At 45.8% G+C, this 16,578-nt stretch carries 15 protein-coding genes; 2 read left to right on the top strand and 13 right to left on the bottom strand.

The features are described from left to right. Window position 1: 1 nt before the first annotated feature. The 8 genes from flgK to BHE18_RS17310 form a co-directional block, all read right to left on the bottom strand. Window positions 2–1,558 (bottom strand): flagellar hook-associated protein FlgK, encoded by a 1,557-nt coding sequence (flgK, locus tag BHE18_RS17270; protein ID WP_071619760.1) that lies wholly within the window; start codon window positions 1,556–1,558, stop codon window positions 2–4. Between the two features lie 23 nt (window positions 1,559–1,581). Then, window positions 1,582–2,076 carry a flagellar protein FlgN gene (locus tag BHE18_RS17275; RefSeq protein WP_071619761.1) on the bottom strand — a complete coding sequence of 165 codons (495 nt, stop codon included), beginning with the start codon at window positions 2,074–2,076 and terminating at the stop codon, window positions 1,582–1,584. Window positions 2,077–2,088: 12 nt separating this feature from the next. Beyond that, entirely contained in the window at window positions 2,089–2,352 is a 264-nt protein-coding gene (gene flgM / locus BHE18_RS17280) for a flagellar biosynthesis anti-sigma factor FlgM (RefSeq protein WP_071619762.1), read from the bottom strand. 114 nt (window positions 2,353–2,466) lie between these two features. Further along, a complete protein-coding gene (locus BHE18_RS17285; RefSeq protein WP_071619763.1) occupies window positions 2,467–2,874 on the bottom strand; it encodes a TIGR03826 family flagellar region protein in 408 nt (135 codons plus the stop codon). A 57-nt stretch (window positions 2,875–2,931) separates the two neighbouring features. Further along, window positions 2,932–3,633 carry a ComF family protein gene (locus tag BHE18_RS17290; protein WP_071619764.1) on the bottom strand — a complete coding sequence of 234 codons (702 nt, stop codon included), beginning with the start codon at window positions 3,631–3,633 and terminating at the stop codon, window positions 2,932–2,934. Further along, window positions 3,626–5,110: a DEAD/DEAH box helicase gene (locus BHE18_RS17295; RefSeq protein WP_071619765.1), complete on the bottom strand. Its 1,485-nt coding sequence runs from the start codon at window positions 5,108–5,110 to the stop codon at window positions 3,626–3,628. Before BHE18_RS17295 ends, BHE18_RS17290 begins: the two co-directional genes overlap by 8 nt. Before the next feature lie 1,078 nt (window positions 5,111–6,188). Beyond that, window positions 6,189–7,040 (bottom strand): DegV family protein, encoded by an 852-nt coding sequence (locus BHE18_RS17305; RefSeq protein WP_071619766.1) that lies wholly within the window; start codon window positions 7,038–7,040, stop codon window positions 6,189–6,191. Between the two features lie 242 nt (window positions 7,041–7,282). Then, window positions 7,283–8,185, bottom strand: a complete 903-nt coding sequence (locus BHE18_RS17310) for a DMT family transporter (RefSeq protein WP_071619767.1) — start codon at window positions 8,183–8,185, stop codon at window positions 7,283–7,285. A 493-nt stretch (window positions 8,186–8,678) separates the two neighbouring features. Between BHE18_RS17310 and BHE18_RS17315 the strand changes: the two genes are divergently transcribed. Both BHE18_RS17315 and murB read left to right on the top strand, forming a co-directional pair. Continuing rightward, window positions 8,679–10,751 (top strand): bifunctional 2',3'-cyclic-nucleotide 2'-phosphodiesterase/3'-nucleotidase, encoded by a 2,073-nt coding sequence (locus BHE18_RS17315; RefSeq protein WP_083573858.1) that lies wholly within the window; start codon window positions 8,679–8,681, stop codon window positions 10,749–10,751. Window positions 10,752–10,923: 172 nt separating this feature from the next. Further along, entirely contained in the window at window positions 10,924–11,844 is a 921-nt protein-coding gene (murB, locus tag BHE18_RS17320; RefSeq protein WP_071619769.1) for a UDP-N-acetylmuramate dehydrogenase, read from the top strand. Between the two features lie 259 nt (window positions 11,845–12,103). Here murB and BHE18_RS23795 read toward each other — a convergent pair whose 3' ends face one another. The 5 genes from BHE18_RS23795 to BHE18_RS17345 all read right to left on the bottom strand — a co-directional run bounded on the left by BHE18_RS23795 (window position 12,104) and on the right by BHE18_RS17345 (window position 16,561). Next, window positions 12,104–12,229, bottom strand: coding sequence for a hypothetical protein (locus BHE18_RS23795; RefSeq protein WP_268876373.1), 126 nt, complete (start codon window positions 12,227–12,229; stop codon window positions 12,104–12,106). A 73-nt stretch (window positions 12,230–12,302) separates the two neighbouring features. Further along, window positions 12,303–12,764 carry a hypothetical protein gene (locus BHE18_RS17325; RefSeq protein WP_071619770.1) on the bottom strand — a complete coding sequence of 154 codons (462 nt, stop codon included), beginning with the start codon at window positions 12,762–12,764 and terminating at the stop codon, window positions 12,303–12,305. Between the two features lie 469 nt (window positions 12,765–13,233). After that, a complete protein-coding gene (locus BHE18_RS17335; protein ID WP_071619772.1) occupies window positions 13,234–14,136 on the bottom strand; it encodes a helix-turn-helix domain-containing protein in 903 nt (300 codons plus the stop codon). A gap of 207 nt (window positions 14,137–14,343) precedes the next feature. Then, the gene (locus BHE18_RS17340; RefSeq protein WP_083573876.1) at window positions 14,344–15,090 is read right to left on the bottom strand and encodes an NERD domain-containing protein; all 747 of its coding nucleotides are present in this window, start codon (window positions 15,088–15,090) and stop codon (window positions 14,344–14,346) included. Between the two features lie 544 nt (window positions 15,091–15,634). Further along, complete coding sequence (locus tag BHE18_RS17345; protein WP_071619773.1) at window positions 15,635–16,561, bottom strand: manganese-dependent inorganic pyrophosphatase; 927 nt, start codon at window positions 16,559–16,561, stop codon at window positions 15,635–15,637. Between the last annotated feature and the right edge of the window lie 17 nt (window positions 16,562–16,578).

Genomic DNA, 16,578 nt, shown 5'->3' on the forward strand with positions numbered 1-16,578 from the left:
CCTATCTTCCTACGGTTCCCATGCCGTTGATGATTTTATCGAGCATTTCGTCCTGCAGTGTGATCATTCTCGCAGAGGCGTTGTAGGCGTGCTGGAATTTGATCATATCGGTCATTTCTTCGTCAAGCGAAACGCCGCTTACGGACATCCGGCGTTCTTCCACCGCACCACGCAGTACTCCGGAGTTCTGCGTCAAACGGACTGTTTCCTGTGATTCGACTGCCATCGAACCGATGACCGATTCGAAGTGAGCCCTGAAGGTTGCCGGCTTTTCACCGTATGGAAGCTCGGTCGTTGTTATGATATCGGCTAGTGCACTCACATTGGCTGCGTCACCAAGTGTGGGATTTCCTGCACTTGCCGTTGCGATCATGTCCAGGTTTTCCAGTTCCTCGGCAATTTGCATCCGCTGTGCAAATCCTGCCTTATCTACGTCCTCCAAATCAGCTGAAGCATCCTTCGCATCCTGGAAGAACTTCGGTGTTTCGACACTTGGATCTTCCAATTGGGCAGGAGACACCCCTTTTTGGTGCTGCTCGTTGAAAGCCTTCGCGAATTCATACGCCATGCTGTCGAGTTCGTTGAGCATGGTGATGTAGGAGCCTTGTGCTTTACCGTTTTTGTCGGTGTATCCATATGTATCGATAAGTGCCCTTAACTTTCCTTCTCCCTGGGATAAGAAGTCATTCACGTCCAGCTTCTGATTTCCGATCGTAACGGAATCGACCGTTTCCTGCGGACCTTCTGCAGAGAGCTTCAGCTCGTTCGCCCCGCTTTTCCCGACGAGGGTCACGGCAAAGTTCCCGTCGTTTCCGACCAGGTTCACTGTCACCTGACCTTCCGCGATCGGGGAGGCCGCACCGCCGCTTGACTGATAGCTTGTTTGGATGGTGACATGCTGTGACAGCTCGTCCAGGAGACGATCACGTTCATCATAGAGATCATTCGGTAAATAGCCATGAGGCTCGACATCGGCGATCTGCTTGTTTATTTTATCAATTTGGCTTGTAAGTGAATTGATCTGCTTTTCGGTGACGGACAGTTCATTTTTCAAATCACCGCGCACACCTGTAAGGGATGTGGATAAGTAATTGAACGTATTGGCGACTGCGATACCTCTTTCACGGACAACCGAACGGGCACCTGAATTTGTCGGATTGACGGCAAGATCCTGGAGTGACTGCCAGAACATGTCCATCGTTTTGGACAAGCCGGACTCTGACGGCTCGTTCATGACTTCCTCCATTTTCTTCATCGCTTCCATTTTCGACTCCCAATACCCAAGCTTGTTATTTTCACCGCGGTATTGAACGTCGAGGAACGAATCGCGCACACGCTGAATAGACCCTGCTTCGACGCCTGTCCCCAATTGACCAGGGATGTCAGGACGGTTCATGGATGGAGCCGGGTATGGCGTCGTCTGTTCGAAGTTCACGCGCTGGCGGCTGTAGCCGGGCGTGTTCGCATTGGAAATGTTATGGCCTGTCGTATAAAGGGCGCCTTGCTGTGTGTACATGCCGCGTTTTGCGGTTTCAAGGCCGTGGAAAGTAGATCGCATGGTGGTGCCTCCGTTTCAAAGTATTAAGCCTGTGAATCAAAGAGTGATCGCTGCCGCGGTGATTTTTTCTCTCCGTTTGGCCGTGCGTAAGTTGTCTGCTGATCCTGCGGCTGCATGATTGATAGATTCATGTTCACAAATTGCAGAGATTGATAGACAAGTTTCTGATTCAGTTCATTCCGTTCTCTAAGCTGGGAGATCAACTCTGTCATTTCACGCTGCCAATCAAGGAGTACGGCCCGGTCTTCAGGCTCACTGTACTCGATGCATTGAGAAAGGGTCGGCGGCGCTTCTGTGAGCAGACCGAGTGAAGTCAGATATCCTTCGGATTGCCGCTGCCGCTCGTTCTCGACCGTATTGATGGCAGCGATATGCTTCTGCTCATCTTTTAAGAGGTCGTCCAGCCCTTTCATATCACCACTCTTAATCGCATCAGTTTTCCTGACAGAGAGATCAAGCAGACTTTTGTTCAGCTTATACAGTTTTTCAAGTGTCGCGACTAATGTGGATGCTGACATGTCCGCTCTCTCCTAGCTTTGGTAAAAATTTTTGAGCCCTTTGGCAATGGCTTTCGGATCGATTGTGTAATTCCCGCTCTGTACCTGATCCTTCAGTGCCTCTACCTTTTCCTGACGTTCCTTGCCAAGCTTCGAAACCTCCTGCATCTCTTTCGCTGCAGACGAAATTTCGATCTTGTCGGAAGGTGCCTTGCCTGCTTTCTCCGCTGCATTCAGCTTATTCATATTTCGCTGATACGGATTGATATTCTGGTTCCCAATATTATTTATTTTCATATTGTTTCCCTCGCTTTCCTCACGTTCAGAGTGTCTCTATATAAGTATATCGGTTATCTCTCCGATTTGTTTAGGATTCCCGACTGGTGAGTTCTTCCTATTTTTCTTTCTGGTTCACTTGTCACGGCTTGTATAATACGTACCCTGCTCCTTCATCTTTTCTTTCCATTCATTATTCGCTTCATACTGCTGTAAGTCCTTTTTCAAAGAATCTGCGCAACCCTGACACAGCTTGCCGCTCGTAATGATTTTTCCGCACTTATCACATGGATAACCCAGGTTAGGGAACAACTTCGTCTGAATCCGTCCCTTCTTCACCCATTTGTATAGAATTTCCTCATCAACTCCAGTTTGGTTGATGACTGTCGCCATTGTCGCCGCCCGGTTCTCTCTTTTCTTTAAAAATTGGTATACCTTCTCATACATCTTCTCTTCTTGTTTATAACAGTTCTCGCATACGTCGCGGAATTTATTTTTCATAAAAAGCGCATTGCAGCGCGGGCAATTCGTGATTTCTGACATACTGGTTTCCTCCCGGTCTTCTTCTTATTTCTTATATCGGAAGGAAAATGAAATCTGTTAGCCCCTTGCTAGAGTCAGGGATGTGACTGTTTCGGCCCCGGCTTCTTTGAGCAGTTTGGCTGCTTGTCTGAGTGTGGTGCCGGTTGTGTAAATATCGTCGAAGAGGAGGATGGATTGGCCGGTGAGGTTGGCTGACGTTAGTGAGAATATTTGTTTTTGCTGCAACCTGTCTCTGCGGGATTTTTTGGATTGTTTTTCAGAATGGGATCTCGAGAGCAGCTCGGAAGGAGTAACTTGTGCTTCTTCTAAAAGCGCGGCCGATTGGTTGAAGCCTCGTTCGTAGTGCCGTTCTTCACTGAGCGGGATGGGAATGATGTGGTCGTATTGGAGCGGCTTGAGGTGATTGGCAAGTTGAGGTCCGAATGCTTTTGCCAGTCTGTAATCGCCTCTGTATTTATAACGTGCTAAATAGTCCTTGAGGAAGTCATTATATTCAAAGAATGATGTGTTTTGCTGGAGGATGCCTTGCCAGTCGGGATCTTCCTCCCAACGGAAGCAGTCCCGGCACACTTCACCTTTTTTCAACTCTTCCGGAAGCTGCTCAAGCGACCGCGAACAGTGAGAACATCTTTGTCCCTCTATCCGCTGCAATCCCTTTTGACATTCAGCACAAAGAAATTGAGGCTCGCTGTAAAATAAACCTCTCCACGTAACGGGTTCTTTGACGGGGATCTCGCAATATAAACAGAAATTATCCATCGATCAATCCCCTCTTCCCTGCTTCCTTGTTCATATTGTATATGTGGAAGATGGCATTGATCATTTCTTTTGTCCTGCCGTAATGAAAATAGACAATATCCCCTGTTGGGTGAGCGGCACTTCTCCCCGCCCTGCCAGCAATTTGAACGAGAGCACTTTCGGTAAAAATGGATTCTTCAGCTCCCAACACGGCGACACCGATATTTGGAATGGTAACACCTCTTTCCAGAATGGTGGTGGTGAGTAGGATCGGGGTTTCCCCGCTTCTCACCTTTTGGACCTTTTCTTTGCGGTGGGGGTCTTCTGCATGAACGGATTCTATGGCGGGATTCATCTTTTGAAAAAGAGGGAGTGCCTTTTCCACTATTTTTACTGACGGGAAAAAGATGAGTGCCTGTTTGTTTTGCTGTAGTTTTTGAAGGGTCCATTTTTTCAGTTTAGAAGGTATTTTATTTTTATCAAATGCCTTCTTCCAATTGCCGCACCAGGCAAGCCTTGGCATAGGGATGGGATGGCGGTGGTAACGGGCCGGAATGCGGATATGATTTTGTTTTTTCGATGCGCACCCCTTTTGAGTTTGTGAGTCTGGCGTCGCAGTTAAATAAACGATGGCCGACTCTGGTTTACGCGCTTTTTCAACGGCATATTGCAACGACGTGTCGTAGCTGTAGGGAAAAGCATCCACTTCGTCTATGACGATGAAGTCAAAAGCTTTTTCGTATCGGAACAGCTGATGGGTCGTTGACAGGACGAGCTGCCCGTATTCGTGGCGGTCCTCAGAGCCTCCGTACAGGGATGGGATGGATGTTTGCGGGAACACTTTTTGGAGGCGGGGCGAAAGTTCGAGAATGACATCGGTCCTGGGGGCGGTGATGCAGACCCTCTTGTTTTGGTTAAGTGCCTCTTGAATACCTTGAAAGAGGACCTCTGTTTTTCCTGCTCCGCAGACTGCCCAGACTAGTAGATTATCCTTTGTTTTGACAGTGTCTACTACTCTATTTGATGCTTCCTGCTGGGCTTGGGAGAGGGTGCCGGTCCAATCGAAGCTCGGTGGATTGGCGGCTGGTGGCGCCGGTCCGGTCCAGGTGATGAGCGGGGTGCACTCCGATACCCTTCCCATCATGATGCAGTTTCTGCAGTAGGTGCATGGTTCTTTGCAGCGGTAGCATTCGAAGCTGGCGAATAGGTGCTTTTTCGTGTTGCCGCATCGATGGCAGTGATTGTTTTCCACTCCTTTTCCATAGATAATGTATCCGTTAAGGTGATGTTGGTGCAGTAGTTCTATTAGGAATGGGAGTTCGTCCGGGAGGAGGGAGCGGCCGGAGAGGTAGTGTTGGAGTTCAGTAGAATAGTTGAATGCTGGGTTAGGTTGGGTTGGGGTCGGGATTTGTATGTTGGATATTTTTTGGAGAGGTTTTGATTGGGTGGGGAGTAGTTGTTCGGGGGTTAGGTGCGTGGATTCTTGTATGAATCTCATTTGGGTTCCTCCTTTGGTTAACTGGTTTCAGTTGTGGTGCCTGGCTCAAATCAGTGGTTTTGAGCCAGGCTCATTTTAACTATTTTGAGCCTGGCTCGATTCATTGAAATTGAGCCAGGCTCAGCGATTATAATAAAGATCAAGTTCCCTTATCAGGGCATCTCCCAATCTTTAATACGCAATTTGGATTCAACATAAAATTGAATTTTTTGTTGAGGGTTATCACCGAGAGATTCGTACATTTTCTCTTTATCCGTGACTTTATCGTCTTTCATTGTAATAAAGCTCTTGTAACTGCTCCATTGATAATCCTGGGGCAATTTTGAACACTTTGCTTTAACCGGGTTAAGATGAACATAGCTGCTTGTGTCCATCAGATGCTTCCAGTTCTTTATGAGCTTGGAAAAATAGCGATCTTGAAAAACATGTCCTGTGTAATTGTACTTAAAGTTGAAATAGCGGGCATACAGTGAGTGAATGTAATGGATGATTTCTGCTGGAGAGTGATTGACTGTTTAAATAACGAGGTGGATATGGTTTGGCATGAGGCAGTATGAGTGTAGAATAAAAGGGGTTCTTTTCTTAGCTATTAGAAGCAGTGATAAGTATTTGTGGTAATCCTTCGCGTCTCTGAACAAGTTTCCTTTCCTATTCCCTCGTGCAGTGATGTGGTAGGTTGCACCGGGATACCAGATTCTAAGTTTCCTTGCCATGTCATCATCCTTTCTACTTTTTGTACTTTTCTTGTATTCGACATAAATAGTGTTTTTCCTGCTTTTCATTCACTTTTTTTAGTATTGTCGTGGAAGGGAGCAAAGGGAGAGCGGTATGTTTGGTGCATTTGTTGTGGTGCCTGGCTCAAATTGTTGTTTTTGAGCCAGGCTCGATTCTACCGGTTTGAGCCTGGCTCAGAGTGTCACCTTTGAGCCTGGCTCAATTCACCCAGTTTGAACCTGGCTCAGCCCCCTAACTTTGAGCCTGGCTCAATCCTCGCATTCTGAGCCAGGCACCACCACTCTAACAAGTCATCCCCAACAAAAAAGCCAGGCACCGCAACCAGCACCCGACCCCAAACAATCTATTCCGCCAACCTCTTAGCCCAGCCCATCCCCATCGAGCCTTCACCCAGATGGGTACCGATCACCGGACCAAAATAACTCACATTAAACTCCACATTGGGATACTTCTCAGCTAACTCCTTCATCCACTCAATCGCTTCTTCTTCACGATTCGCATGGATGATCGAGGCCTGATAAGATCCTCCGTCCTTCACCGCATCCTCCAGCAATCCTTCCACCCGTTTCAACGCTTTCTTACGGGTACGGATTTTCTCGAAAGGAACAATTACTTTGTCTACAAAATGCAGCAATGGTTTTACCTGAAGTAAGCTTCCGATGATTGCCTGTGCCTGTGACAAACGGCCTCCGCGCTGCAGATGAGCCAGGTCATCGACCATGAAGTATGCCTGGACCGTCTCCTTCATTTCATCCAACAACCGAACGATCTCTTCTGCGCCCTTGCCTTCACGCGCAAGCTTGGCACCTTCGAGAGCATAAAATCCCTGGACCATGCAGCTGATTTCTGAATCATAAGGAAAGACCGTAATCCCATCTACCATTCCGGCAGCCTGCACCGCTCCCTGATAGGTTCCGCTGATGCCGCTGGACAGATGTACGGAAATGACCGCATCGTAGTCACGGGACAGTTTTTCAAACAACTCGACGAATTCGCCGACAGGCGGCTGGGAGGTGGTCGGGAGCTTGTCCTGGTATGTGACTTCTTCGTAGAATTCACCGGCCGTGATGTCGATTTCCTCGCGGTATGTTTCGCCGCCGAGGATGACGCTCAACGGGATCATGTGTATGTTTAGTGACTCGCGCAATTCTTTCGGGATGTAGGCTGTACTATCCGTTACAATTGCCGTTTTCATAGTTTTTACCCCTCTTATTCTTTAGTCTTTTATGTCGATCGGCAGCATGCCCAGAGGAGCCCCTGCCGACAGCTCGTCTACTCTAACCTATGTATCTTACCCATTTTATATGAAAGTTGTTTCGATTGCACCTCTTTCCCCGAAAAAACAACCTCCCTGAAAATAAAACAAACGTTTGTTTAAGTCCCGCAGCCCCCATCAATACTGAGGTTTCAGACTTTAATCAAACGTTTGTTTAAATCTCACCGCGTCCCCACTGTAAGCGAAGAAAGCGTCTTTTTGGACTTCCTTGATGATAAAAATACCCCTGCAAAAATGATTAACAGACCGAGGATCAGGTTATTCGTAACCGGTTCTCCCAGAAGCAAAAACCCCCAGATCATCGCCGTTCCCGGGATCAGATATGTAACCGTCGAGGCAAACTCCGGACTTCCGTTGGTCATGATATAAAAATACAATAATGTTGCAATTCCTGAACCGAAGCAGCCAAGACCGACGATACCGAGTAATGCTTCCCCGGTTAACAGGCCGCCGACATCTATCGGCTGGGTCACCAGCATTCCAATGAAGCCAATCGCGGCCCCGATCAGCAGCTGAAAAGTCGAGATGGTCACGACACCCGTTCCTGCCAGGTATTTTTTTGTGAAATGAGAAGAAAACGCGTAGCTCACGGTTGCAAGGATCATCGTCCCCACTCCGACGAAATCAGAACTGAAGATCCCGCTCACTTCAAAGTTCATCAATACCAGTATGCCGAAGAAGCCGACGAGGATGCCGATCCATTGAAAGCTTGTCAGCACCGCTGAAAACAGCAGGAATCCGAGGAGCCCGGTCCAGATCGGGGTCGTTGCGTTCAGAATCGATGCGGTATTGCTGTTGATCTGCGTTTCGCTCAGAGCGATCAGTGTCCACGGCAGGGCCGCATTCCCGATACCGACCACGATCAGTTTCCATATCGGAAGCGGCTTCTTCTCCTTTTTTCGTCTTTGAACGAAAAAGACCGGAAGAAGGACAAGCGCCCCAGCGATGCAGCGGAGGAAGACCGTCCCCCAGACGCCGGCAGGTTCGATCAGCCATTTTATGAAAACGAAGGACATGCCCCAGATAAGGCTGAGTCCAATTAGGGCGGTGTAAAGGCGTGCCATTCAAATTCCCTTCTCTCTAATAAAGATAGTATGTAAATTTGGTGATAAGTATCTTATGATCATCTCAGATCAGCGATTGATTGGAGTTCAAGACGAAGACTCCTAACCGAATGCGGAAGGGCTTTGAAGAGAGGCGTGTGGCATAAGACGGATCGTCCACGAACACTTTGCCTTCTTGGTCGGTTTGGCTTATGACATGTGCCTCTAACCCCTGCAGCTGGACAGTTCCACTTAACGGAGGAGGCTCACCAACCGCCCGCGGAAAGCGAAGTATTGACGGAAATCAAAAGCGCTTAAAATGCAATTTAATAGCTAAATAGATGTTATACTATATAGTTTCAATCCTATCTTATTTTCACCCGTAAAGGTAGCCCCTATTTACACTGTAAATTTACAAACAATTACAAAAACACTACTTTTCAACCATTCTATTTTTACACCTAAATGCTACTATGTAAGTGTTTGCAACTTAATACATATTTTAGGGGAGATCATGATGAAGAAGAACATGAAAAAAGCAGCCTCTGCCGCTCTAGCCTTAGGACTTATTATCCCTGCAGCCGCTCCTTCCATTACGTACGCAGATGTAATGGATCTGGATGTTGTGAAGCTTCGCATCCTGGAAACGACTGATATCCACGTTAACCTTGCCAATTATGATTATTATCAGGATAAAGAAACAAACAGCTATGGGCTTGTAAAAACAGCCACCCTCATTAAAAACGCACGTGAAGAAGCGGCCAACAGCCTTCTGTTCGACAATGGCGATCTGCTCCAGGGGAATCCGCTTGGTGATTATATTGCAAAAGTGGATCCTCTGCAGGACGGGGAAACTCACCCTGTATACAAAGCGATGAACCTGCTCGATTATGATGCAGCAAACATCGGAAATCATGAGTTCAACTACGGTCTGGACTTTCTCGGAAAGTCATTGAAAGGTTCCAACTTCCCTTATGTCAATGCGAATGTATACAAAGATGACGGCGACAGTGATCCGGCCAACGACGAAAACTATTTTAATCCTTATACAATCCTTGATAAGGAAGTGGTCGATGAAGACGGTGAAAAACACACTTTGAAGGTTGGCGTCATCGGATTCACTCCTCCGCAGATCATGCAGTGGGACAAGGCAAACCTCGAAGGAAAAGTGATCACAAAAGATATCGTAGAGACGGCAAATAAATTCATCCCTCAGATGAAGGAAGAAGGCGCGGATATCATCGTCGCCATCCCTCACTCCGGTATCGGCAGCGTCACAGATGAAGGCATGGAAGAGAACGCTACATATTCCCTGTCAAAAGTGGACGGCATCGATGCTATCCTTTTCGGCCATTCACACGGGGTTTTCCCATCTGAATCATATGCAGGGATTGAAGGTGTCGATACTGTGAAAGGCACGATCAATGGCACTGCATCCGTCATGCCGGGGTACTGGGGAAGCCATCTTGGCCTGGTTGATTTAGAACTTCAGCTTAAGGATGGGGAATGGTCTGTGGCCGATTCACAATCATCCACCCGCGGAATTGCAGATAAAGACGGCAATCCATTGGTCGAGCGTGACGAAGAAGTATTCGGCGCGATCGAAGAAGATCATAACCATACCATCGACTGGGTCAGAAGTGCGGTCGGTGAAACCGAAGCGCCGATCAACAGTTATTTTGCTCAGGTAAAAGACGATCCGTCCATCCAAATTGTGACGAATGCACAGAAATGGTATGTAGAGAAATACATCCAGGGAACTGAATATGAAGGGCTCCCTGTCCTTTCCGCAGGTGCACCGTTCAAAGCGGGCACACGCGGGGACGCTTCCTATTACACCGATATCCCTGCAGGCGAACTTGCCATCAAGAACGTTGCAGACTTATATCTTTATCCCAATACGCTTCAAGCTGTGCTGATAGATGGCGCTCAGGTGAAAGAATGGCTCGAGATGTCAGCCGGTCAGTTCAATCAGATCGACACTGCAACGACCGAAGAGCAGCCGCTGGTTAATGGGGATTTCAGATCTTATAACTTTGATGTCATCGACGGGGTGACATATGAAATCGATGTCACTAAACCACTCCGTTACAATACGGACGGAAAATTGATCAATGAAGATTCTCACAGAATCAAGAATCTGAAATTTAACGGAAAAGCGATCGATCCCGATCAAAAATTCATCGTTGCGACGAATAACTACCGTGCAAGCGGCGGCGGGCACTTCCCTGGCATCGATGGCTCGAATATCATCATCCAGTCACCCGACGAGAACCGCAATGTCATCATCGATTACATCATGGAAAAAGGGACCATAAACCCTGAGGCGGACGGCAACTGGAATTTCGCTGCTATCAAAGATGATGTGAATGTCGTATTCCAAAGCTCACCTGATGCACAGAAATATATCCATGATTCCAGAACGTTTAAGTATCTTGGAACTGAAGACAGCGGTTTTGCCAAGTACTCCATCAAGTTCAAGCAAAGCGATGCCACCAATCCGGGACAGGAAAAAAAGGAGTCAAAAGGAAATTTCCTGACTAACTTCATTTCTTCCATGGCCAAGACGTTCAATTTTATCAAGTAATCCCGGGGAACCCCCTTTTAAGGGGGTTCTTTTTCATAGGTGCAGAAACACTACCATTTTCGTGGTTTTGCAAACTGCCAGCCGAAACCATTTAACTTTAATGGGTTTTCATCATATAATGGGAGGGTAGAATTTATAACCAGAGAAAAATATTTTATGGGACTGATCATGAATGTACAATAAAGAAACTGTTTATAAAGAATTATTGAATGTGATGCATGAAGAGAATATCAAGCGGGATGAAATGCTGAGGGACCATCTTTATACAAAGCTCGGCGGGAAGGCGGATTTCTTCCTCACTCCGACAACGTATGAGGAAGTGCAGAACATCGTGAAGCTTGCCAACAAGGTGGACGTACCGTTCACACTTCTCGGGAACGGCTCCAATCTCATCGTCAAAGACGGCGGGATCCGCGGAATCGTGCTTCACCTGAAAAATTTCGATGATATCAAGTCAAACGACCAGCAGATTGTGGCACAAAGCGGGGCAGCCATCATTGATGTTTCAAGACGTGCATTGGCTGAACGCCTGACCGGACTTGAATTTGCATGCGGGATCCCTGGTACTGTCGGAGGGGCGTTATTCATGAATGCCGGCGCTTACGGCGGGGAAATCAAGGATGTACTCGACTACTGCTATGTTGTCGACCGTCACGGTGAGCTTGTCAAACGCACGGCTGCGGACCTGGAGCTGGATTACCGCCACAGCAATATTTCCGAAAATGGCGATATTGTGCTGGAGGCGACCTTCAGCTTAAAGCCGGGGGAATACGAGGATATCAAAGCCGTCATGGATGACCTTACGTATAAAAGGGAATCGAAGCAGCCGCTTGAATATCCATCCTGCGGAAGTGTATTCAAACGACCGCCTGGATACTTTGCAGGTAAACTGATCCAGGACAGCAGCCTGCAGGGGACGAACTTCGGCGGTGCCGAGGTTTCCACAAAGCATGCCGGGTTCATCGTCAACAAGGACAATGCGACGGCGAAGGATTATATCTCACTGATAGAGCACGTGCAGAAGACGGTGAAAGAGAAGTTCGATGTGGAGCTGGAGCGTGAAGTACGCATCATCGGTGAGGATTTAGAATAAATTCAGGGGGAGCTGCCAGTGTGCGGCTCCTTTTTACATATAGGCTGTTTTCTAAAAAATTGCTGCTTTTCGTACAGCGGTTTGCGGCCTGAATTTAACTTCCTTTTCGAACTCCACTTCAAATAACAAAAGAACGGACAAGCCGAAAATACCCAGGTTCCGGTATTTTCTAGTGTTCAAAGCAACAAAATATGTAAAAAGAGCCTGCATATAAAAAAACAGCCTAATTAAATTAGACTGCCTGAAGGTTCCGCTGGCTTTATTTATTTTTTTGAACAGGTGCTGGCTTCGGTTTACGGAAGAGGCGGATGTTCGTGTTCTGAACCTGCTGGACTTTTGCATCGAATTCCATCATTTCGCGGGCCTTCACGTATAAAAGGGACACAGCCTAGCCCTCCTTTTAAAAATGGTTAGTTGGTTTTTGTTTACCCAGGAATGAAACTTTAAAACTCAAAAGATTAAAAATCATAGTCCCACAAAATCTTCCATTCTTCTTTCTCGCGTGCCACATAACAAATCTGGCTGATCGTCATCTCGCCAAACTGGCTGTCATACAGCAGATCCACCTTGGCGGACCTCACATCCTTGAACGCCGGTCCATCCTTGCTGAACTCAAAATCCTTTATTTCTTCTATGTCCCCCACTTCCACTTCAAAGGAATCCACTCCCATATGTCCTAGGAACACATGATTCTTCGTTTGAATATAAGATGCTTTCCCGAACTTCTTCTTCATTTCAGAATGAAAAAGCTCCCATGAATTCCCGAAGTCGCCTTTCTGCTCATAATCGTAAAATTCCTCAATGACCTGTTCAGGCGAGTCCCCCTCCCTGCTTCCAAGCACACTCACGAAAAGGAAGAGGAGAATCATGCCGACGACGCCCATAAGTAAAAGAGGAATCGGATTTTTCCTTCTCCGCATCCCTTCACCCCTGTCTTGACCTTATACAACCATTTTTATGTTGGACTGCCTACACGTATGTGGTATTCAGAGATTAAATAAAAAACCTCCCTGAAAATAATCAAGAAGGTTAGTCTGTTGTACAGTCAATTTCGTTTAAATCCCAGGCTGTAACGATTCCAAGGGGAGTTTCGCCGTCCCTGCCATTTTCAGTCATGATGACGGATTCGAGGCCCAGTTTTTTGCTGATGAAATTGATTCATTTCCTTTATAATTTGCTGCTCCACTTCCCATTCAGGTACTATTTGAAGAAATATTAATATTTTTATATTTAATAAGAAAAATAGCCCGTTATTCAGAAAAACAAGCTGTAAGCCCTTCTCAATACCCCAGAGATAAAATACAAGGAATACAGATTTATGTTTTAATAAATTCAACGACAAATTACAATACCTGTTGACGGCACTTCCCTTTATGGGGAGTGCTCTTTTTATTGATTGTCTCTTTCTTTTATCTTTGTCTGGATTTGCTCTTTCTTGTTCAAAATAAATGAATGGTAGCCGTGATTATTTCTCATTTCAAATATGATCATGGCCTTCTCTATATATGGCAGTGCTTCATCATATTTGCCTTCCTGGTCAAAATTGTGTCCAATATGATAGTACAGCTCCCCGAGTCCCCAAAAGTGTTCTTCTTCTACGCACCACCGGATGCCTTCTTGACAATAGTTAGTCGATTCTGCATACTTTTCCGATCTGGTGAGTACCCTCGCAATATTATATAGCAGCCGGGTTTTGATCGATTTGTCGTTTAGAAGTTCAAGCGCTTTTAGTTCTTCCTGGACTTGTCCATAGATGGTCATCGATTTTTCCAGGCTGCCTAAATTAAACTCAAAGGAACCTAACGTCATCAGAATTTCAATTTCTCTTTCACTTCCAACTTTCTTGGGAGATGCCGTGAGCTTATACGCCTCTTTCAACAGTTCAATCGCTTTCGTATGATTTTTCTCAACTTCAAATATATAAATACTTTTATGCCATAAGAGCATCTGAAGATTGGCGGGATCCTTGTAAAAGAGGGGATTGTTTTCCTCCACTTTTACCACATCCATCATTTCGCTGTATTTCAATTTTATTCTCAGGTTCCTTAACTGGCGTTCGACTTCTTTGATATAGTCCAATCTCGGAGTCGAACCAATCTCAAAGAAATAATTGACGTCCACGCCCAGTTTCTTGGATATTTGATAGAGAGTTGCAGCACTTGGATAGATATCCCCTTTTTCAATCCGGCTGATCAACGCCTGAGTACATATATCCTCTGATAACTCTCCTTGCGTGAGTCCAACCTCTTTCCTGAGCTCCCTGATTTTTTTTCCAATGGCTGAATAGTCCAAGTCCATCCCTCCATTACCAGAATATTAATATCTTTATATTTTAACAGATATCGCCCCAAAACATTTCAATTACACAGGTATTTTTCCGGAATATCGCACGAGAATGAAGTTACACGTATTTCTATCCTGTGTTTTAATAGACTCAACGACAAATTACAATACCTGTTGACGGCACTTCTCTTTATGGGAAGTGTCCTTTTTTATTGCTCAAACATTAAACCTGCACTTCGGAAAATTGCTGCATCCTTTGAATGTGCTACCATTCTTTTTTGATGTGCGGTCAACGATCTGACCCCCGCATTTCGGGCATATCCCTTTATTCACTTGCTCCTTCTTTTGCTCTTGCTCTTTTCTTACCCTCCCTTTATGTTCTTTGCTTGCCCCTTTGTAAGTAAGCTCTTTACTCTGCAGCCTTAGTCCGATTCCTTTCATATGAAAATCACTGATGATCATCTCTTTATGATTCTCAATTAATAACAGAAGCTGTTTGATAGAAACGACATATGTATTTGGAGAATTCACCTCTACTCCTTTTATCACGGCCCTTGACCCAAATACTACAACATTATAATACGGGATGTTTTTTTGTTCACCAAGGATATGTTCGATTGCCTTAATATGCCCATAATTTTGATGAAGAGGGTTGTTAAACTTCTGTTTTCTCCGATAAATGGTCTGTGTCCATTGTCTGCTTCGCTCATTTCCGAATATCCAACCTTTGTAATTCTTTGTTTCGATTACGAAGATTCCGGCCCGCGACACTACGATATGATCAATCTGGGTGGTACCCCCATTCCTTGAAGGCAATAGTGTATCATGAAATATCTTATATTTTTCTGTATCCAGCTTTCTCAAATAGTGTCTTACTTCTCCTTCTCCAATACTCCCTTTCACTGCAGGACTGGTAAGTAGTACAGCTCCGATTAATAAAGTAATAAATAATATGATTCCCATGTCTCTACTCCTTATTAAATTAAAGTAAACTCATAGTATTAATAGTATCATTACATGAAAAATTTACCATTATATTTATAATAGATTAGACTTCCATAAAATAAGTGAGGAACGTATGGAAGATGAGGCAATGGATTGGCAGGGAAACCCTTCTTACTTTCGGCTGAGTGCCATTATTGAAGATGATACAAGGGATAATCATGCAGCGAAGAGCTTATGAAGGAGTTTGGGGCGTACCTGGAGTATTGATTGTAATTGCCGAGGCATTTGAAGAAAGTGTCAAACGGTAATCTCTTTTCACTGAATAAAAGAACCTTCCAACAGTAAAGCAGGCAGAAAAGGAAATATTAATATTTATTAGTGTGGTGCCTGGCACAGATGAGTAAGTTTGTGCCTGGCACCAATTCGGGTTTCTGCGCCTGGCACAAATCAGTCCTTTTGTTCCTGGCACAATAAGGCTGTTTTGTGCCAGGAACCCCCAATTTAACTATTATGATCCGAAAAAAAAGAAGCAGCCTGAAAAGACCGCTTCCTCCAAAAAATATTACTTAATCGCATCCGTCAATACAGGCACGATTTGCTTCTTACGAGAAACAACGCCTTTCAACACAGCTGTGTTGTTTTCAAGCTTCACGTTGAACGCCTTCTCTACTTCTGCCTGTTTGCTTCCAAGTGCCAAAGCAGTCGAGTCGTTTTCAAGGATATCCGTCACGACCAATAGGAATAGGTCCAATCCTTTTTCCTTGATCAGAGTTTCCATCGCCGCTTCAAGCTCTGCCTGGCGTCCAAGTACATCGTTCGTATCCACAACGTTTACTTGTGCAACTTCCACTTTCGCCGTACCCATGGAGAATTCTTTTGCATCAAGGGTAACAAGCTCTGCGATTGACTTCGAGCTCATGTCCGCTCCTGCTTTCAGCATTTCAAGGCCGTATTCCTGAGCGTCCACGCCTGCGATTTCCGCAAGTTCCTTCGCAGCTTCTACATCTTCATCCGTGCAAGTCGGTGATTTGAACAGCAGTGAATCAGAGATGATCGCAGACAGCATCAATCCGGCCATTTGCTTTGTTACTTCAACGCCTTTTTCTTTGTAGATTTTGTTCAAGATCGTTGCCGTACATCCGACCGGCTCTGCGCGGTAATACAACGGATCCGCTGTTTCGAAGTTCGCGATGCGGTGGTGGTCGATGACTTCAAGCACCCGCACGTCTTCGATGTCACTCGCACTTTGCTGACGCTCGTTGTGGTCGACAAGGATGACCGTATCCGCTTCGTTTGCAACCGTCTCAACAAGACGCGGCGCCTCTACCTTGAAATAGTCAAGTGCATATTGAGTTTCACCGTTCACTTCACCAAGACGAACCGGCTCAACGTCCATACCGATTTTTGATTTCAAGTCAGCATACACAAGCGCTGACGTGATCGTATCCGTATCAGGATTCTTGTGACCGAAAATAAGTGTTTTACTCATGATCATTCTCCTTACTC

The sequence above is a fragment of the Rossellomorea aquimaris genome, assembly GCF_001877785.1.
Lineage (GTDB): Bacteria > Bacillota > Bacilli > Bacillales > Bacillaceae_B > Rossellomorea > Rossellomorea aquimaris_A.